Annotated in this window: 15 protein-coding genes; 12 read left to right on the top strand and 3 right to left on the bottom strand. The window is 43.4% G+C overall.

Translation table 11 applies throughout. The features are described from left to right. Positions 1 to 486: 486 nt before the first annotated feature. Entirely contained in the window at positions 487 to 1,707 is a 1,221-nt protein-coding gene (locus DPF90_RS00915) for a methyltransferase domain-containing protein (protein WP_114783730.1), read from the top strand. 66 nt (positions 1,708 to 1,773) lie between these two features. Here the strand turns inward: DPF90_RS00915 and DPF90_RS00910 are convergent, their stop codons facing one another. The 3 genes from DPF90_RS00910 to tssH form a co-directional block, all read right to left on the bottom strand. Continuing rightward, complete coding sequence (locus tag DPF90_RS00910; protein ID WP_114783728.1) at positions 1,774 to 2,535, bottom strand: rhodanese-like domain-containing protein; 762 nt, start codon at positions 2,533 to 2,535, stop codon at positions 1,774 to 1,776. Positions 2,536 to 2,725: 190 nt separating this feature from the next. After that, positions 2,726 to 4,384 carry a sigma-54-dependent Fis family transcriptional regulator gene (locus DPF90_RS00905; RefSeq protein ID WP_114783726.1) on the bottom strand — a complete coding sequence of 553 codons (1,659 nt, stop codon included), beginning with the start codon at positions 4,382 to 4,384 and terminating at the stop codon, positions 2,726 to 2,728. Continuing rightward, positions 4,371 to 7,028 (bottom strand): type VI secretion system ATPase TssH, encoded by a 2,658-nt coding sequence (tssH, locus tag DPF90_RS00900; RefSeq protein ID WP_114783724.1) that lies wholly within the window; start codon positions 7,026 to 7,028, stop codon positions 4,371 to 4,373. Before tssH ends, DPF90_RS00905 begins: the two co-directional genes overlap by 14 nt. Positions 7,029 to 7,484: 456 nt before the next feature. Here tssH and DPF90_RS00895 point away from each other — a divergent pair, with 456 nt between their 5' ends. From DPF90_RS00895 to tssE, 11 genes are all read left to right on the top strand, one after another. Then, on the top strand, positions 7,485 to 8,003 hold the full coding sequence (locus DPF90_RS00895; RefSeq protein WP_114783722.1) for an Hcp family type VI secretion system effector: 519 nt from the start codon (positions 7,485 to 7,487) through the stop codon (positions 8,001 to 8,003). A gap of 71 nt (positions 8,004 to 8,074) precedes the next feature. Beyond that, on the top strand, positions 8,075 to 10,153 hold the full coding sequence (locus tag DPF90_RS00890) for a type VI secretion system Vgr family protein (protein ID WP_114783720.1): 2,079 nt from the start codon (positions 8,075 to 8,077) through the stop codon (positions 10,151 to 10,153). A 60-nt stretch (positions 10,154 to 10,213) separates the two neighbouring features. Then, entirely contained in the window at positions 10,214 to 10,699 is a 486-nt protein-coding gene (locus tag DPF90_RS00885) for a hypothetical protein (RefSeq protein WP_114783718.1), read from the top strand. Between the two features lie 19 nt (positions 10,700 to 10,718). Beyond that, positions 10,719 to 12,044, top strand: coding sequence for a hypothetical protein (locus tag DPF90_RS00880; protein ID WP_114783716.1), 1,326 nt, complete (start codon positions 10,719 to 10,721; stop codon positions 12,042 to 12,044). After that, a complete protein-coding gene (locus DPF90_RS00875) occupies positions 12,025 to 13,008 on the top strand; it encodes a DUF2169 family type VI secretion system accessory protein (protein ID WP_114783714.1) in 984 nt (327 codons plus the stop codon). The genes DPF90_RS00880 and DPF90_RS00875 overlap by 20 nt, the downstream gene beginning before the upstream one ends. After that, on the top strand, positions 13,005 to 13,979 hold the full coding sequence (locus DPF90_RS00870) for a hypothetical protein (protein WP_114783712.1): 975 nt from the start codon (positions 13,005 to 13,007) through the stop codon (positions 13,977 to 13,979). Before DPF90_RS00875 ends, DPF90_RS00870 begins: the two co-directional genes overlap by 4 nt. Before the next feature lie 175 nt (positions 13,980 to 14,154). Continuing rightward, positions 14,155 to 16,149, top strand: coding sequence for a serine/threonine protein kinase (locus DPF90_RS00865; RefSeq protein WP_114783710.1), 1,995 nt, complete (start codon positions 14,155 to 14,157; stop codon positions 16,147 to 16,149). A gap of 2 nt (positions 16,150 to 16,151) precedes the next feature. Then, positions 16,152 to 17,717 carry a type VI secretion system protein TssA gene (tssA, locus tag DPF90_RS00860; RefSeq protein WP_114783708.1) on the top strand — a complete coding sequence of 522 codons (1,566 nt, stop codon included), beginning with the start codon at positions 16,152 to 16,154 and terminating at the stop codon, positions 17,715 to 17,717. 26 nt (positions 17,718 to 17,743) lie between these two features. Further along, positions 17,744 to 18,253, top strand: a complete 510-nt coding sequence (gene tssB, locus DPF90_RS00855; protein ID WP_114783706.1) for a type VI secretion system contractile sheath small subunit — start codon at positions 17,744 to 17,746, stop codon at positions 18,251 to 18,253. 9 nt (positions 18,254 to 18,262) lie between these two features. Further along, positions 18,263 to 19,738: a type VI secretion system contractile sheath large subunit gene (tssC, locus tag DPF90_RS00850; protein ID WP_114783704.1), complete on the top strand. Its 1,476-nt coding sequence runs from the start codon at positions 18,263 to 18,265 to the stop codon at positions 19,736 to 19,738. A gap of 61 nt (positions 19,739 to 19,799) precedes the next feature. Next, positions 19,800 to 20,210, top strand: a complete 411-nt coding sequence (gene tssE, locus DPF90_RS00845; protein ID WP_114783702.1) for a type VI secretion system baseplate subunit TssE — start codon at positions 19,800 to 19,802, stop codon at positions 20,208 to 20,210. Positions 20,211 to 20,224 lie beyond the last annotated feature (14 nt).

Genomic DNA, 20,224 nt, shown 5'->3' with positions numbered 1-20,224 from the left:
GGAAGTAACGAATTGACTCAGCGTATAAAAACCATCTTAGCCACACTAAGCATGAGCTTAGTGTGGCCGGGCAAGCCCAGATCCTCCGTTGATTTATATTAGGTTTTTTGACCTTTTTACAACACCTCAAAGCACAGCGCTAATGTCGAAAAACCATCCAATAAATAGCGCTTATTAACCATATGATTCATATTCTTTAAGCGGTTTCTTCTCTATTTGTTTAACTCCTCACCTTATGAACAAAAAACCTTTTATATCAATATATTAATAACTTGGAATTTGTTGAAAAGAAATGAGTTTCTTAATCTGGAGCATAATAATACCGTGATAAGCCATACTATTTTTTCTCAGGCTACTTCGTGTATTTTCGTGGCTATGCTCTTTTTGGAATCCTTATGAAATTTATATCGTTAAGCCGTTTTGCAATAGAAATTAATTTTGATAGATGCTCTTCTGTATATCCCGTTTACCCCACATGGTTTGGATATGAATACTGTAAATTTAAATACTGCACACTCGTCTGCTCAGGCTCAATCATCTGTTGACGCCTCTTCAACCAAAATCGAGACAAGAAGCCCTACTTTTATCGGCGACCTGTTAAAACAGCATGTCACTAATATAGGCCGGAATAAGGACTTTATGTATGCGATGACTTATCACTCAGATAATGAGTTCGGAGCGATTCGCCAAGCCGATAAGGCCGACTTAATGACGCGACTACAGAAAATTTGCTCTAATCATCAGGGCGATATACCAAATAAAAAATTTATTGACTGCATTCATGACTGGTATTTAAGGATTCCGAATGAGTCACGAGTATCCTCTGGTGGCGATCCAAATCAACACCTGAGTAATAAAGGTATGGATATCGCCAAGATGATCATCGCAGCAAACCCTAATCTTGGTAGTGGTAAGACGTCGCTTAGAATTGTCGATATTGGTGGTAATGACGGTAAGCTGACCCACTTTGTAGCTAAGCACTTAGGTGACCTAACAGGCAAGCCTGTTGAACCTTATGTTCTAGAAGTTCAAACGGAGACATCTTGGGATCAAAACAGTCGATCTGTAGCGCTTCCCGATGCAGGGAAAAACGAACCCGTTAAAACGATTTATTACAATGGTACAGACATAAACACAGGTTCGGTATCGGGAGAAAAAGCCAAAAACCCCCTAACGGATGGTACCTCTTTTGATGTCGCTATGTATCAGCATTCCTTGCATCATTTTCCTAGTTCGGTTGCCCAGCAAAACAGCCTAAAGCAGGTATCAGATATGCTTGATAAGAGTGGTGTGGTTACGATTTCAGAGCATAACAGCGCGCTGAGCGAGCATGAGATTGATCTGATGCATGCGGTCACTGAACTCTATTCGGAAATGGATAATGATCCAGACATATCCAAAGAGAAGCTACTTGATTGTTACAACACCTATATGAAAGAGCAAACGCCATCCGAGTACTTCTCAAAAGAAAAACTGCTCGACATGGCTACAAAAGCTGGCTTTGAGGCTGCGAGTGTAACGAAAGCAAGTGTTACGCCTGATCATGTGTACTCTATCACTTTAAATAAAGGGGATAAGAGCCTTGGACATCAATCCGTGGTAGACAGTTTGACGGATAGAAAGACCTTAATGCCAAGTAGGGAAAAATTTGAGACTGATTCTAGGGCCATGGCGCTGATAAGAACGTTAAGCTCAAGTAATGCTTAATACTTACACTAAGTGAGAAGGGGGCCACTCAGGCAGTGGTCCCGTAGTGATTTCAGTTAATCACGGTTACTGATTCTTCATGTACCCTTCGACACCGCCTTTCAAAAACTTATAGTTGGTGTAGTTTTGTCCATCGAGGATATACTGAAGCCACTGTACTTGTTTTCCTACCGCATCAAACACCATGATCTTGGTGGAAGGTTTCTGTTGTTTTAAAAAGGTCTCAAACCGCTCGACGGGGACGTTACGCACAGGCTTACCTTTGAAAAGTTGTTTTTCCCTTTGGTTTGGGTCTCGCACATCGACAATCACCACATTAGCACCGCCTAACATGGCTTCAAACTCTTTTGGAGCCAAAATGTGTGCATTAAAATCTTCTTTACTGATCAACTGCGAACTGTCTTGCATGACCTTACCTAGCAACACGCTGTTTGCGGGGTAGTCTGATGCCCAAAGGAAAATCCCGGCATCATAGGCAACGACATTACTGACGCCTGCTTTCATTGCTCGCTGTGCTGCTTTGTACGACTTTTTACATGTGATGCCGTTACAGTAAAACGCGATGGTTTTGCCATCCTTAGACAAATCTTTAACTTTATTCTCAAAGCCTTTGTTGGCAAGGGTAATATGTTTGGCACCATCTATATGCAGTACATCAAATTCAAGTTTTGAACGGACATCAACGATGTTGAGTGTGTCCATAGTTTGTTTTAAGTCAGCGAGTTCTATGGTCTTCACATCGGAATAGTCGGCGCGATAGGGGAAGTCGATACTGAAAGCCGAAAAAGAGACGCAAAAAAGCAATAATGCGGAGAGTCTAGGTAACATGGTACTTATCCTTGTTCATTCTCATGTAAACAGAAGTCTAGTACCTATTGATAATATTGCTTATACTCTTTGTTACATACGAATATCATTGAATTCTTATATAAAGGTAAAAAGCAGAGACAAACTGTTTATTTGCCGATAGTTGGTAGTCTTTGCTTTAAACAACTTGCTTGATAAAGGGCTAAACTCATTAAGCATTTTGACTGAGCTTACTTGATTCACCTGCGGCGGAAATATCGTACTTTTTCATTTTGTGGCTGAGCGTACTCACAGGCAGAGACAGCTGCTCTGCGACACGTTTAATTTGCCAATTGGCAGCGTGCAGGCAATCGAGGATGACGGTCTTTTCATACTCACTTACCGCCTCTTTCAGCCCTTTTGAATAGTCAGTCGTTTCTTGGCTGGGTTGCTGATTGTGTACGTTGGGTTGTGCCATTTGCACGGGCTGTGATTCTGATTGTACCGGTTCATTGAGCAGACTGGTGTCACCAAGTTCAATGTGAGTGATGGTTTCAAAATCTGACAGCAATAAGGCGCGTTCCACGATATTTTTTAGCTCGCGTACATTACCTGGGTAGCAATATAAGCTTAGTTGTTTTTGTACATTCGCACTCAGCCCTGGTGCTTGAGTAAGCCCGAGGTTTGCAGCGCTGTGTTTGACGAAGTGTTCAGCCAGCGGAAGAATATCCGCTTGTCGCTCTCTAAGCGGGGGTAGGGTGATGGGGAAAACATTCAGTCGGTAGTACAAATCGGCACGAAATTCACCGTTTTTGATCTTCTCCATTAAATGGCAGTGAGTGGCGGCGACGACGCGCACATCGACTTCTACCTCTTTACTGGCTCCGACCGGGCGTACTTTACGCTCTTGCAAAACGCGCAGTAATTTAGCTTGAAGCAAAAGTGGCATATCGCCGATTTCGTCAAGAAACAAAGTGCCGCCGTGAGCCGCTTCAAAAAGGCCGATTTTGTCTTTATCTGCACCAGTGAAAGCGCCTTTTTTATGACCAAATAACTCAGACTCTAACAGTTGCTCGGGAATAGCGGCACAGTTTTGTACTATCAGGGGCTGGTCTGCACGGTTTGAATTTTGGTGAATGTACTTGGCAATCACCTCTTTACCCGCGCCAGTTTCGCCTCGCAGTAGCACATCGACTGGCAGAGCCAGCACTTTGTCTAGACGCCTCAGTACCTCAAGCATTTGTTCACTTTCTGCAATGGGGCCTTGATAGTGGCTTTGCTTGCGCCGTTTAAGATGCTGGTTTTCTCGAACCAACGCCGCATTGTCTGCGCTGAGGTTTTTGATCATATGACCATATTCTTCTAGCCAAACGGCTTGACGAATGCTGTTTGCCGCCATTTGGCAAAAAGCGGTCAGGGCAGATTCATTATCGATCACATTGAGGTCGAACAGCGCGAGCAAGCCAATGGTTTTGCTGCTGTCGTCAACTAAAGGCCAAGCGAGAAGGTTTGCGCTTTTACTGCCCAGCACAAGCTCAGTTTCATAAATGGCTTCACAATCGTAACCGTTGTATTGATATAGCTCATTCAGCAGTACGACCTCGCCATTTTGGATGGCATAGTTAAATGGGTCGGTCGGACTGGTGTGATCAAAGGCTAATGCAGACCATGGATGTGACGAAAGCGGCTTCTCATTGTGATGCACGATACTGGGTATCAGCGCTTGCCCTGTTTGGTCTAGCACATAGATAATGCCGTGTTTAGAGAAGGTCATTTGACGCGCTGCTGTAAGCACCGCGTCGAGAGTTTGTGCCATTTGAGAGCGATCAGCCAAAGACTGGCTGATCGCAAGCAAAGCATTACCCAAATCACTGGAGTTAGCTGAACGCATAAGACAGCGTTCCTTGCTCATCGACGCAAACAGTGATTTGGCTATGCGACTCATCCTTGTCATGAACCAATAGCTGAGTCGAAAGCTGCGGCAGTAACTGACGGTTAATCACCGCATCAATGTTACGTGCGCCTGTCTCGGCTAAACGGCAGTTTCCTAGGACAAATTCAACCAGATTATCATCGTAGCTTAAGGTCAGTTTGTGATGATTTTGTAGACGCTCTGAGACTTTGCCAAGCTTATGGTGAATGATCTCTGTCATTGCTTCATCAGATAGTGGAACAAAAGGCAGCACCGACATACGCGCCAGCAGGGCTGGTTTGAAATGCTGACTTAATGTCGGGCGAATGGCCTCAGCAATGGTGCTCGCATCAATATCTTTAGATTGTTGTACCAAAGACTCAATCTCGTGCGTCGCTAAGTTGCTGGTCATAATGATGAGTGTGTTCTTAAAGTCGATGGCACGACCTTCCCCATCATTGAGTGTCCCTTTATCAAAAACTTGATAGAAAAGGTTGAGTACTTCAGGGTCAGCTTTTTCGACTTCATCAAGTAAGACGACAGAGTAAGGACGTTGGCGAACGGCCTCTGTGAGCATACCGCCTTCACCATAACCAACATAACCCGGAGGCGAACCGATAAGTCGAGACACGGTATGTTTCTCTTGAAACTCTGACATGTTTATTGTGGTCATAAAGCGTTCGCCGCCAAACAGCTGATCAGCAATAGCACGCGCCGTCTCGGTTTTACCGACACCGCTTGGCCCAACGAGCAGGAAAACGCCCGTTGGAGCATCTGGATTACCTAAACCAGCTTTGGCGGTTTGAATACCTTCTGCTAGGGCGTCAATGGCATACTCTTGACCTTTGATGTTGTTGGTTAAGCTGTCTTTTAGGTTGAGCGTTGTTTCTGCTTCATTTTGTAGCATTTTACCCATGGGAATGCCTGTCCAATCAGAAATAACATGGCTTATCTCATCAGGACCGACTTCAAAATGAACTAATGGGTTATTGCCGCGAATGGACTCTAATTGCTCCTGACAGGCAGAAATGGCAATACGCACCGCTTCTTCATCCAGTTCCAAATAAGGGGAGTCGCTTTGTTGTTCGTCCTCTTGCTCCTCTTCTTCATGACTGACTAATTGATGTAGCCTGCTTCGAAGGGCGATCATTTCTTCAATTTGCTGCTTCTCTTGTTGCCATTGAACCTCTTGCACTTCCAACTCAGCTTGGGTTTGCTCCATTCGCAACTTGAGATCAGGAATGGATGCAAGACTGTGTTTATCACCAGTTTGTTGCAGTGCATCGCGCTCAAGTGCTTCAAGCTCACGGGTCTGCGCGGCAAGTTGCTGCTGAAGCGTTTCAACCGATGCTGGAATGGCGTTCAAGCTAATATTAACTCGTGCACAAGCGGTATCGAGCACATCAATGGCTTTGTCAGGCAGTTGTCTGCCTGAAATATAGCGAGCGGAAAGTGCTGCTGCGGCGGTAATGGCATCATCGCGCACATAAACATTATGAGACTTTTCATAAGCTGGACGAAGGCCACGAATAATAAGCGCTGCCTGCTTTGGAGAAGGCTCATCCAGTTTGACGAGTTGGAAGCGACGCGCAAGCGCTGGATCTTTCTCAAAGTACTTTTTGTACTCTGACCATGTGGTTGCGGCGATGGTTTTCACTTCACCGCGAGCAAGTGCTGGCTTGAGCAAGTTTGCTGCATCACTACCACCAGCTTGATTACCTCCTCCAACGAGCGTGTGTGCCTCATCAATAAACAAAATGATAGGGGTAGGAGAGTTCTTTACTTCGTCCAATACCGCATTAAGGCGTTTTTCAAATTCTCCTTTGACGCTTGCTCCGGCTTGAAGCAGTCCCATATCTAAACCATACAGCTCGACACCTTTTAAGTTATCGGGCACTTCACCTTGAACGATCTTAAGCGCAAGTCCTTCAACAACAGCAGTTTTACCTACACCTGGCTCACCGACTGCAATAGGGTTGTTTTTACGCCTTCTTGCCAAAATATCAACAATCTGACGGATTTCTTGATCGCGACAAAATACAGGGTCAATTTCGCCTTTACGCGCTTTCCCCGTAAAGTCAGTGGTGAATTTACTCAGGGCTGAACCTTCTTCCCGCGCTTGCGTTTTTTCAGAGTTTGCCACTTGAGCTTCAAGAGATTGACTGGTGAGGTCGGCAAAATTTCGTTTTAGGCTGTCTTGATTGACACTCTCTAGTAACGCAGCATAAGCATGCTGACCATATCTCAGAGGATTGCTCACAAGTGTTAATAATAAAGCCCCTGAGCGAATTTGAGATTGGGAGAGATCCAGTGATGAGACTAACCAACTTTCCTGTAGCCATTCGATTAGCAGTGCAGAGAAAACAGGTTTCCCGCCGTTGCCTTTGGGGCTGGTGTCTAATGTTGAGTGAATTGATTGGCGTAGAATATTTTCCGAGCAGTCAAAATGCGCGAGAAGAAGATCAAAGTCACTATTTGGTCTTTCAAGTAAGCTAAGCAAATAGTGCTCAATTTGTACTTCATTGGCCTTTTCGGAGACAGCCAGAGCTGCTGCGTCTTCTAGCGCGACCTTGGCGATAGGATGCAGACGCTGAATTAAGGAGGATAGATTGATGTTTATCATTGTCTTTATCGAGCTTATCAGTTGTTTTTAATTGGCCAGAATTATACTAAATAATATCAAGACGTTTTTTTTATCGGCTATTTTTATCGGTCTTTTTTAGTTATTTTGATGGTGATAATGACTGTATTGAAACCATATTTATTATGCTTGTTAGACAGTATGATTATTGTTTTAGTTAAATTGACTTCAATGCCCGTTAATAACGCTTTTTTTGCATATATGTGAGCCATTGTTTTATTAATTAATATGAGTAACAATTAATTGTAATTGCTCTACAAAAACTTGTTTAATTTTTCAATTTATTGAAGTGTTTAAATTATAAATAAAAGTATTTTTTTTATAAGTTATTGTTATTTATTGGTTTTAAAAGTTGGCATGGTGTTTGTAATGGTAGTTTAGGTCGCGGTAATAAGCGATTTGGTGAATTTAAATAAAAAAGTTTAGAAGGAATATAAGATGCCAACTCCAGCGTATATGTCTATCACAGGTGAAACACAAGGCAATATCACAGAAAGCGCGTTCACAGCTGAATCAGTAGGTAACACATGGCAAGAAGGTCATGAAGATGAGTTTCTAGTACAGGAACTTGATCACGTATTGACTATCCCACGTGATCCACAAAGTGGTCAGCCAACAGGTCAACGTGTACACAAGCCAGTTGTGGTAACTAAATCGCAAGACTGTTGTTCACCACTACTGTTTAACGCTCTTGTTTCAGGCGAGAAACTACCTGAGTGTAACATCAACTTTTACCGTACTTCTGTTCAAGGTAAGCAAGAGCACTACTACACAATCAAGCTTATTGATGCTCTATTAGTTGATATGCAAACTCGTATGGCTCACTGTCAAGATGCACACACATCTGACCGTGTAACTGAAGAAGTTCTTAGCTTCACTTACCGTGCAATCGAAGTGACTCACGAAGTTATGGGCAAAGGCGGTAACGACGACTGGCGTGCTCCACGCGAAGCGTAATCGTCAACACGTTAGCGTTAGGGGCCAGCTTATGTTGGCCCTAATTTTATTATTTGTATCAGGTAAAAGGTATGACAACTGACGTAGAATTTAAATTTGAAATTCAGGGCACTGGTCATGAGTTTCGCGTTGAAAGCTTTCAAGTAACAGAAGAACTGTCTAAACCATTCCAAGTTAGTCTTTCATTACTTTCACTTGATGCTGATATTACATTTGATGAACTGATTCGCAAACCAGCCTTGCTCACCCTTTATGGACAGGGAGTGGGATCGGCGCGTTTGTTTCATGGCATGGTGAATGAAGTGCGCTTTGCCGGTCAGGGACGACGTTTTGCTCGATATCAATTAGTGTTGGTTCCGCAAACTTGGTTTATGACTCAAAGGCAAGATTGTCGAATATTTCAGAACCTTTCGGCTCCTGACATTATTTCCCAAGTACTAGATGACGCTTCCGTTACCGATTATAGACTCGATATTACAGGTACTTACCCAGAAAAAGAGTATGTACTTCAATACCGAGAGAGTGACAGTAACTTGGTCCAACGCATGCTTGCTGAGCATGGGATGTGGTATTATTTCGAACATACTGATGCCAGCCATACTATGGTGATAGTAGACAGTAATGATGCGATACCCGAACTGCTGAGTACACCGCTCAATGCCTCTCATATTGGGCCTCTTGTGTACCACTCTGAAGCGGGTGGTGTCGCTGATCGTGAGCATATCTTCGATCTCGCGGCGATTAATCGGGTGAGAACAGGCAGCACCACATACAGTGATTACAATTACGAGCAGCCGAAAATTCCGCAAGAGATGGGGAGCGATGGCCCACTTGACCAAGATCTTAAACAGTTCGACTACCCAGGACGCTATGTTGACCCCTCTATGGGACAAATCAGAGCGTCTGAGTGGATAGCTGACCATCAGGTTGAGAACCAACAGATAGAAGCCAGCTCAAGCATTATGCGCATCATCCCTGGTTATAGTTTTAGTATTAGTGAACACCCACGCAGAGCGATCAATCGTGACTATACCATGCTATCTGTGGTTCATAGTGGCCATAATCCTCAAGTCCATGAAGATGAAACCAATGGATTGCCTACGACCTATGAGAATCAGTTTGTTTGTATTCCACGCGACGTGATTTACAAGGCGCCTAAGCTGCCTGCACCTATGGTTGATGGCCCGCAAACCGCGGTTGTCGTTGGTCCTGATGGGGAAGAAATATACACGGATGCGTTAGGTAGAATTAAAGTTCAGTTTCATTGGGACCGCTACGGTAATAATGACGAGCACGCGAGCTGTTGGATCCGAGTCAGCCAATCGATGGCAGCACCCACATGGGGAGCAGTGTATCTGCCTCGTATCGGGCATGAAGTTGTGGTGACCTTTTTAGAAGGGGATCCTGATCGTCCTCTGGTTACCGGCGCTGTATATAATGGCTTGCATTACCCTCCTTATGCTTTACCGGAGAATAAAACTCGAACCACTTTTCGTACTCAAACCCACAAAGGCACTGGCTACAACGAGCTTAGCTTTGAAGACGAAGCCAATCAGGAAGAAATTTATATCCATGCGCAGAAGGATATGTCGACCAAAGTTCTCAATGATCGCTTCCGAGATATTGGCCAAGACGAATTTTTGAAAGTAGGCCGTCATCAAACCAATGAAGTTCACGGCGATCATCAAGAAACGATTGACGGTCACAAAACTACGCAGGTCAATAGCACCTTCACGGAAACCGTCGAGCAAGATGTAACTGTGACATACAATGCCAATGAAACTCAAACGGTTAAGAACGATTCTACGCTTTCGATTAATGACAATCGTACCACTAAAATTGGTTTAAATGACGATCTGGATGTTGGTGAAAATAGCAACCTTACAGTAGGTGCTTCTCGCTCGGCCGATGTTGGCGCTGATGATAACCTCAGTGTTGGCGGCAATTTAACCGTTGCGGTTAAGGGGAACACTTCCTACAAAGCAGATGCGGCAACTCAGGTTATTAGTGGCGATAAAATAGTGTTGAAGACTGGAGGCTCGTCCTTAGTTATGAACAGCGATGGGACGATTAAACTCTCAGGGACCTCGATTACGGTTGAAGGGAGTGACAAAGTCATTATCAAAGGTGGTAATGTGGCGATTAACTAAAGCCTGTTTACCTATTACCCCAAACGCAATGAATGTATATAACCATAGTTCGCAGGCCCTATGAAGCAACAAACTTATATAGAGTTATTTGAGCATGAAACACAGCAAGTCGACCAACCGGCTTGCTTTTCCCGTTTTGGTCGAGTGGTGGATTTTAACCAAGCAACCAATAGTGTAAGAATTAACTTTGCCGACAATCCGCTTGAACAACCTATCTGGGCAAGGTTAGAACGTCACTTTGAAGCATCGGAACTTAAATTGTCCGTCGACAATCAAGCGCGTTGCTGGGTAGAGTTTGTTAACCATGACCTAACCTTGCCCGTTGTTACAGAAATCTATTTCGGAGTATCTGGTGACGGTAAAGAATTGATACTCAGTGCTGATAAGTTGACGGTAGAAACTTCGAATGAACTAGTCATTATCAGTGGTAATGCTGAGACTCATTATCGGGGCAAGGAAGGGAGTGTCACGACCGATGCTGGGCATGTAATTTCTGAAGCCAGCATGGCTCAGAAAATTTTGGGTGGCACGATCGCGATAAATTAGTGATGGTAGATGTTTAACCATGAGACAAAGAATAACCCCAGAACAGCTCGAACAGGAGTTCGGTCAAAAAGATGTTGATAAAACGATTGAATCCTTGCGTAAAAGTATTGCAGATTTAGAGCATATAAAACCTAGTTGGCTGTCATTTTGTCGCGAAAAATCACAGCTTGCTAGTGACTCTTTTTCATTTCTATTTAAGCAATGGGTGCGCTTGCACCGTAACGGTTATCCAAGCGTTAAACAAGACTACTTGAGATTAGTTGAACGCCAAATGATGGAGCTAAAGCAAGTCTATATTGCTTTGTTTAACCTCCATCCAGGATTGATTTACGAGCAAAGAGATTCTTCACCAGAACTTTTTGTATGGCTGATGCTTGAGCCTGAGTTTTCCGATGATCCGTTTAACCTTCATGCGGCTTTATCTTCAGTGCAAGATATGCACTCAGATATCGCCATGCTAATGTTTGTGCAAGCAAAAGTAGCCAATTTAGATAAAGTGGTCGCTCAGTACATAGAAGGTGGAGTGGATAATAAGCAATGGTGCTTTGAGCTACTAAAATGGCGCCAAACATTGAGCATTGGCCTCAGCAAATATTGGCTAAAAAACAATACTCTCAATGAATCGACGTTACATGAAACCTTAACTAGCTTTGATGTTTCGGAAAGTACGGAGTGGTTGAGCCAACAAAACAGAGATGAAGATTATCTGTTTGAATTGTTGCTAGCCAAGCACGACAGAGGTTCTTGGTTTAGAAAACGTTTTGGTACGCAAGAATCTGCTCTCTCTGGCAGCAAGCTGATCATTTACGCAAAATTACTCGATCTTAAGGAGTTCGATCAGTTCGACCCCTCCAGTCATAAGGCGCCAATTCAATTGTTTTTGTCAGCTCACCCTAAATGGATAGATATCACGATCAACCATTTAATTTGTCTAGACGATGATGACGATGAAGCGACAGAGTGGTTGTTTTCACTCTACACCATTTATGGTGATACTTTTCCTTTAAAACCGAACGAACTGGACATCGAATATGACTTGGAGGAGGCCAAAAAAATCATACAAGATTGGTATGAAACGCAAAGTCACCTGCCGAACAAGCAATTACGATGTGGTGAGGTCATGAGTTATCAAACGAGCATACGAGCGATGCAAGATCCGCTAGTTTCCAAAGAGTATAGAGAGTGGATATGGCGTCAGCTTTGCATTAATGGTCGAGTCTATATGCCTTGGCATTGGGTTATGCCATGTTACCAACAAGATTGGGTGTTTGACAAAATGCAGCAGCAGACGGCTGCTTCAGAAAGATTTGACTTAAGGGATCAGAATGCAACTGTGGGATATTGAGCAGACTGAAGGTGTGCTTGTCAAAGGGCGATTTCAACGAGATGAGAATGGACATGAGGTATGGGTCCTAACGGCAAAGCGTCAATGGAACTTTGTTGACAACCAATGGCTAGAAGTAGAGGCGGAAGAAATTTATGACGATCCTGTACAGCTTGCTGAGCCTAATTCTTCAGTAATGAAAATAGATCATGAGTTTGCCGTTACTAAACAAAACACCGATGTACTCGTCTATGGTAAAGCGCGAAGCTACGCGAAACGTCCAGTGCCCTATCATGAATGCCGTGTTCTGATTGATGGTCACATTGATAAAACTATCTCAGTTCACGGAGAGCGCCAATGGATTCGCCACGGTGGTGCGATAACCGTTTCAAACCCTCAGCCTTTTATTGAAGCTGATATCCACTATGGTCAGGCGTTAGGAGGGGATGAACGCAACCGTGTTGGGTGCGGGATAGCTTCAAGCACCGAACAGTTATTGGAAAAACCGGTTCCTAGCGTATTTTTTCCGAGGGAAAATTGGGCACCAAACAGCAAAAGCGTTCGAGTGGCAGGATTTGGGCCGATCGCGCCTTTTTTTTCCGAAAGGACTCAGTATGCAGGCACGTTTGATGAGCATTGGCTTGAGCATCGACGCCCTCTATTACCTGAAGATTTTGACCAGAAGTTTTATCAATCTGCGCCTTCTGATCAGCAGTGTTGTGGTTTTCTGGAAGGCTCTGAGAGACTAATGATGAGTGGTTTTAATCACGATGATGTGATTACATTTCGTCTACCGACAGAAAAATATGTCGCGCAAGTGCTTATAGAAGAGGATAACCTGATGGCTCCAATGCACATATACACTTTGTTTGTAGATACTGAGCAAATGACACTGACAGTGAGCTACGGTGCTTCGTTCCCATGTCAAGGAAAAGAGCACTTACTAGTCTCTGCCAAAGTGTCCCAGTCAAAGGAGAAAGCATGAGTCAGTTGTTTGGTCGGTATGTCTTAGATACGGAAGTCGTCACTCCCATGGGAATGAATCTTGGGCTGTCATTGGCTATCGCTAAGGCCGATTTATCACGATTCAATCAGCATCAAACCGATACTGGAGAGAAATATATCTTTTCTAAGATAGATTTTTTAGATGCAGACGATAGATTTGAGCGCTTCATAGAAATGATTGATTTATTGATCAATTCACTACTGAACAAACTTCCTAAAATGCTTAAACCTATCCCTGTCATAGTGTCGGTACCCGAATCGGTCGACGACAAGAAAGTGATGGCTTGGCTAGAAGAATGTGAACACGCTAAGTGGTTGTCAAAACTTGAAATAGTGCACTCTACTGGACCTAGATTTATTGAGCAGTCTTTACAACGACTCGAGCACCATGACGCTATCATTAGCATTGCTGCCGATTCATTGTTCGACCAGCTTGAAGCTTTTATTTCTCAATCTAAAGTAATGGGAGATAAAAACCCTTGGGGAATGATTCCAAGCGAAGGTGGTGCGGGTGTCATTTTAACTAGAAAAAACATCATTGAGACACTTAAACTCAAACCTCTCGCTATGCTCGAATACTTTATTTCTGAAAAGGGCTGCAATGATAGGCGAGGTATGATGAAGTTAGTGCGAAATGCAGCGCGCACCTACCAACATTTGGGCCGTGTTTATACGGATATGCAGAACTCTCGAGACCATACTGAGGACTATGGTTTTGCACTGGGAGCAAAAGCAGAGAAATTTGATAACCCTCAGCAACCGTTTTTAATTAATGACCTCTGGGGCACTTTGGGACAAGCATCATCTTTGGCCTTGCTTGCTGCTTTCACTCAGGTTCATTCAAGCTCTGACAGTGCTTCTTTGCTGATGTTTGGTAATAATGGTGACCGAGGTTTATTAACCGTCTCCTTGTGTACAGACAATAAAGTTAATTCTTTAAACTTTAAATAATAACTATATCCATAAAAAAGCGTCAAAAGAATCATGTATTTTACCTAGTTCACCGTCATTCTAACTAAATTACTAGATATAGTGGGCTTTTTATTTTTACCTAGTTGAAAAGTAATATTCAAAATAATTAATATGCCCATCTAGTAAATATTATCAGCTGGCTAAAGAGTAGAACGTGTCTGATCAAAATGGGTCAAGTGATAGCTATATCAATCAACTAGTGCATAAAGCGATTGAGAGAAAAAAACACTTAGAGCATCAGGAAGCACAGCGCAATAAGCCTAAGTTAGAATATGTTTTATTCTCCCAATTTGATGTTCTGGAATCATTTCCATCAAAGAACGGCAATACAACGCTTTATCATCTAGCAAAACAGGGTGAACCTGAGAAGCAGGTTTGCTGTAAGGTGGCGAATGAAGGGACGTCTAGTCACGAACAGTCACTCTTGATTGGTGAAGCGAGTAAACTGGAGATATCTCAGCACCCTAGTGTTGCCGACTTTATTAAAGTCGGCAATGAATTTGATCGTCCATATATCATGTATGAGTGGATACATGGCGAATCGCTAGCGGAAAAAATTGAAAGACACAATAAAAAGGGTTTTCGACACGATCATATTGCTTGGCTCATCTACCAATTAGCTGGCGCACTTGAATATATGCATACTCGCGGTGTTTGCCACCTTGATATTAAGCCTGCAAATATCCTGGTGGCCGAAGACGATAGCATCAAGTTGATCGATTTTGGTGCTGCTCGCTATTCAGATGAGGAGCAGAGCCCTACTGAAGTTAGCATGAATTACGCGTCTCCAATGTATGTAGAAAGCGGCATCGCCAAACCTCAAGATGACGTTTATTCTTTAGCATTACTAACGGGGCACTTATTTTTAGGTTCTACTTTTGGCAACGTTTGGCGCCAGCTTTTGGGGCAGAAAAAGCGCTGTCGTTTGATTCCCAAGCATGTCTGGCTGTTAATTAAAAGTGTACTTAACAAGCCTCGCTCGCATGGCTATACCGCAATTTCATTTGCTCAGGCACTGGCGAGAATCGATACACAAGCGCTCAAAACAGACAATAGTGCTCCTTTGTTTTCTAACCTGAGGAATGCTGATCTTGTTCTTACAAAGCATAGTGCTGCCGACAAGTTTTCATTTGGCCGTTTTAAATATCTAGAGGCGGCATTAGTCGCGTCAGTGCTTTTGGTGAGCGGAACCTATACCTATGATTATTTGCAGCCCGAGTGGAAACCTTCTCCCAAATCAGGCTTTACCGAATCAGTGACATTAGCGAAGACGATTAAACCTGCTCAAACGGCCTCGTTTCTTGCTCAGCCTCCATGGAAAATTGAATATGCGCTAGAGGATATGTCAGATGACCTTGTGTTGATGGCGCCATATCAAGAAGCCTATCAGGTTCAGCAGGGTAAGTTGCTCGATGTATACCAAGATAATCAAGACAATCTGATTGAGAGAAGAAATGTTGCTTCTGCCTTGCCTCAAAACTTACAAGAAATTCGGTCCGACTTGGTTACCTTACAGGCCAATTTAAATAATGACGGCGTTTTGTTTGCGAAAGCTCAACGCTCACTGAATAAAGTGATGGCGAATCTCAACCGTCTCAACGTTCAAGCTCAGGAAATGGCTAATTTTATGGGGCGTCAGGACAACGAATTAGTGGATCTGATCCTGAGCGGCCAGGCGAGAGCTGTTGATGACTACATGAAAACAGCATGGGCTAATCATCAGGCTGAATCTTACTACTATAGCCAAGTTCTTCCCGGTGCTTTACTGGACAAAGTGTATGCGGCGATCGATACCAATGCCGAGCAACATTACTATTCGCGTGCTATTGAACAAGCGCAAGTGGCGAAGCAGTTTTACGGAAATACGCCTGAATTGGCCGTTAAAATTAGAGCGCTTAAAGTCGCGAGAAGTGAATACATCCTATTTAGTACAGTGACGGAACAATCCATATTTGGCAATGCAAAGTTGAATGCTTCGCTGCTGGAACTTGAAAAGAACGCACCGAAAAAGTTCGGTGAAGTCACAGAGTTGCTCAACAGTATGGCCAAGGATGCCATTCGTAAAAGTCATCAACAATCCAAGCCTGCCCGAGGTGCGCTAGCTGTTCAGAGGGCAATCAGTGATTATCATCCTGATGTAAGGAGCTAACTTTGGTCCAAGATATTCAAGTACTTCTCAAGCCTATCAATGCCACGTCTCCTGTTGGAGAAGATGCGCGCTATGAGTTTAGCTATGAAATGATGGAATCTGAAGTGAAAAAGTTCGGTTCATTGTTTGGCGAAACTGTGGATTGGAAAGTTGTGGAAGATCATGCGACTCAAGTTCTAACTGGGCACAGTAAAGACTTCAAAGCTATGTGTTACCTGACTCGCGCTATGGTGGAAGCGAATGGATTAGAGGGGTTAGGCAAAGGGCTTAACCTAATTGGTGAGTCGCTTATTTGTTTTGGCTCTGATCTATACCCACGTCGTAAACGAGGCAGAGATGGTGCTATTGAGTGGCTCAATCACCAGATGAAACTTGTGCTGCCCAAGTTGGAACCCAAACAGCTAACATGGGAAAGTGTCTCCGCTTGCATTGATAGTGTTGATAATATACAACGGCATTTTGACGAAATATTTCAGGATTCAGAGGCTGATTTTTTCGAGCTCAAAAACGAATTAACTCGGTTATCACAAGCCCTCACATCAGACGAAAAACATTCGGCAAATTCTGATGGGCATGAGCCGCCAAGCTACAATCAAAGCTCTCAGGTCGAAGAGAAAAATCAGGCCAAAACTGCATCAGTAGCGACTTTAGCTGAGCCTTCGGACCAAGAGATATCTGAACCTATTTTTCATGAAAAGAAAGAGCTGGATATTGATACCGACTTTTCGTCTCCCACGGCCTCTAAAAGAACGTTGAAAAAAGTCGCGGAAACCATTCTTAGCGCAGAGCCAGAGCTGCCTTTGTCTTATCGTATTCATCGCCATCTTACTTGGTCTGATATCACAGAATTGCCAAGTCATCAGAATCAAGAAACACCGCTAATTCTTGCTGTATCGCAAGATAAACAGGCTGAATATAGTGATAAAGCTAAGCAAGAAAGTGATATTGACACAATAAAGCGCCTTGAGCGTACCTTAGCCGATGCCCCTTTTTGGCTCACTGGGCATTTCTATGTTTATCAAATGTTGAAAAACCTCAACTTGGAAGAGGCAGCGCAAGCGGTTCATGAAGAAGTGAATCAGTTTGTTCAGGCGTTGCCGGGTATAGAACAGCTTTCATTTAAAAATTCGATACCGTTTGCTAATGAAGCGACGGTGGAGTGGCTCAGTAAATTTGGTCGCTCTAATAAAGGTTCAGATCAGCAAGCCATGCCCCAGGTTGTGATTGCTGAAGATGACCTCGTATCGATGGACGATGTAACTCTCGAAAATTTGGGAGAACGCGTAGCAGAAGTGGCTCAAAATCTAGCGCTAGATAGCTCTGGGAGAAGGCAATTTATGCTGCATTTACAAATCGTAAAAGCTTACCAAGCTGTTGGTCTTTACGCTCTATGTTTGCCTTATCTTGAAAAGTTATGGTCAGTTAGAGATGAAATGAACCTGTTCAGCTGGGAACCACACCTCTCTTTGCAATTAGATGATTTTACCCAAAAGATTCTTAAGCAGCTTTATCCATCCAGGGAGCAGCTGCCAGAAAAGTTTGAGGCGTGGGAGTCAATCTACAACTAACAATACAATTAGATAAGGAACTAATTATGTCACGCGATGGCTCGGTAGCTCCTAAAGAGCGAATTAATATCCGTTATGTTCCAGCGACAGGTGATGCGCAAGAAGACGTTGAACTGCCGCTGAATATGATGGTTGTCGGTGATTTCACCGCTCGCTCTGACGACACGCCAATTGAAGAACGTACGCCGATCAACATTGATAAAGACAATTTTAACGAAGTTCTAGAAGGTTATGCTCCTAACCTTAAAGTTAACGTTGAAAACCGTCTGACCGATGAAGAAGGCGCACAGCTCGCCGTTGACCTAACGTTCAAGGACATGAAGGACTTTTCACCAGAGTCTATCGCTAAAAATGTCCCTGAATTAAACAGCCTTCTTGAACTAAGAGAAGCTTTGGTTGCATTAAAAGGTCCGTTAGGCAATGTGCCTGCTTTCCGCAAGAAGATCGCTGCGGTTCTTCAGGACGAAGAAGCTCGTAAGAAACTACTCGAAGAACTCAGCATTGGTGAAGATCAAGACGCTGAAAAGGCTGAATAAGAGGATAATATGACAGCAGAAGCACAAGCTCCGGAACAAGAAGCGGCCTTAGCTGACTCTGGTTCCCTTCTGGACAGTATTCTAACTGAAACAAGATTAAAGCCAAGTGATGAAGGTTTTGACGTTGCCAAGCGTGGCGTTGAAGCATTTATCGGTGAGCTACTGAGCAGCAGCACGACTGAAAAAGTTGATCAGTCATTAGTCGATCTTATGATAAGTGAGATTGATCAAAAGCTTTCTAAACAACTTGATGCAATCCTTCATAACGAAGAAGTTCAAGCGATTGAATCAACATGGCGTGGATTGAAATATCTTGTTGATCATACTGATTTCCGTGAAAATATTCTGATTGAATTGATTTCGGCGAAAAAAGATGAAGTTCTCGACGACTTTGAAGACGCTCCTGAAGTGGTCAAGTCTGGTCTTTACAAACAGATTTACACTCGTGAATATGGTCAATTCGGTGGTAAACCGGTTGCCGCTGTAGTGTGTGACTATCAGCTAACGTCTTCTAGCCCAGACATCAAACTGATGGAATATATGGCTAATGTTGGTGCTATGTCTCATGCACCATTTATTACCTCAGCATCTTCTCAGTTCTTTGGCTTAGATAGCTACGAAGAGCTGCCTAACATGAAAGACCTTAAGTCTGTATTTGAAGGGCCTCAATACACTAAGTGGCGTGGTTTGCGTGAACATGAAGACTCTCGCTATCTTGGTTTATGTACCTCTCGTTTTATGCTTCGCAATCCTTATTCTGTTGAAGATAATCCGATCAAAGCCTTTGATTATGATGAGTCAGTTGCTGATGACCACAACAACTTTTTGTGGGGTAACTCAGCGTATGCAATGGCGTCAAAGATCAGTGAGTCGTTCGCTAAGTATCGTTGGTGTCCAAACATTATAGGTCCTCAAAGTGGTGGTGCTGTTTTCGATCTACCTGTTTACAACTTTGAGTCTATGGGACAGATCGAAACTAAAATTCCAACTGAAATTTTGGTTTCTGACCGCCGCGAGTTTGAACTTGCTGAAGAGGGTTTTATTGCTCTAACCATGCGTAAAGGGTCTGATAATGCGGCTTTCTTTTCCGCAAACTCAATCCAAAAGCCTAAGGTTTTCCCAAACACGCCGGAAGGGAAGAACGCGGAGATGAACTACAAGTTAGGGACTCAACTGCCTTATATGTTCATCATCAACCGTTTAGCTCACTACATCAAGGTGTTGCAACGTGAGCAAATCGGTTCATGGAAAGAGCGCACGGACCTTGAGATTGAGCTGAACAAATGGATTCGTCAATATGTTTCTGATCAAGAGAATCCACCAGCAGAAGTACGTGGTCGTCGTCCTCTACGTGCTGCTAAGGTTGAAGTATCGGATGTTGAGGGTGACCCAGGTTGGTACAAAGTATCAATGTCTGTACGTCCTCACTTCAAATATATGGGTGCGAGCTTCGATCTTTCTTTGGTTGGTAAACTAGACCAGTAATCTAAGTACGTTACTAATAGCGAACGGCCAGTTTTTCTGGCCGTTCTTTTTGAGGTTAAACATGGAAAAAGGTTATCGCTTACTTGAACGTATCGAACTAGGTGAACCCAAGAGTTGTTATGAAAAAGTGGTATCTCATAAACACTTGATCGACTCAATTCATATTCATCTTGCAGATCTGCTCAATACCCATGCGGGGAATGCAATGATAGACAATGATTATGGCCTTCCTGATTTTAATGATGTACTGGCCAGTCAATCAAACTTGATACGCCATATTCAGCAGAATATACGCACGACAATAAACAAGTTTGAACCTAGGCTTGGCAATATTGAAGTGACTTATCGTCAGGACTTTCATAATCCCTTACAACTGAGTTTTGGTGTTACAGGTGAAGTGAACCATAACGGTGGTCAGGTTCCAATGTCTATCAATGTGTTTATGGGCGTTGATGGTCAATTTAACCTCTAGAGTCAGGAGTAATA

It is taken from the genome of Vibrio tetraodonis (assembly GCF_003350295.1).
GTDB classification, from domain to species: domain Bacteria; phylum Pseudomonadota; class Gammaproteobacteria; order Enterobacterales; family Vibrionaceae; genus Vibrio; species Vibrio tetraodonis.
The sequence above is the reverse complement of the archived record's forward strand: the minus strand, read 5'-3'. Positions and strand labels throughout refer to the sequence as shown.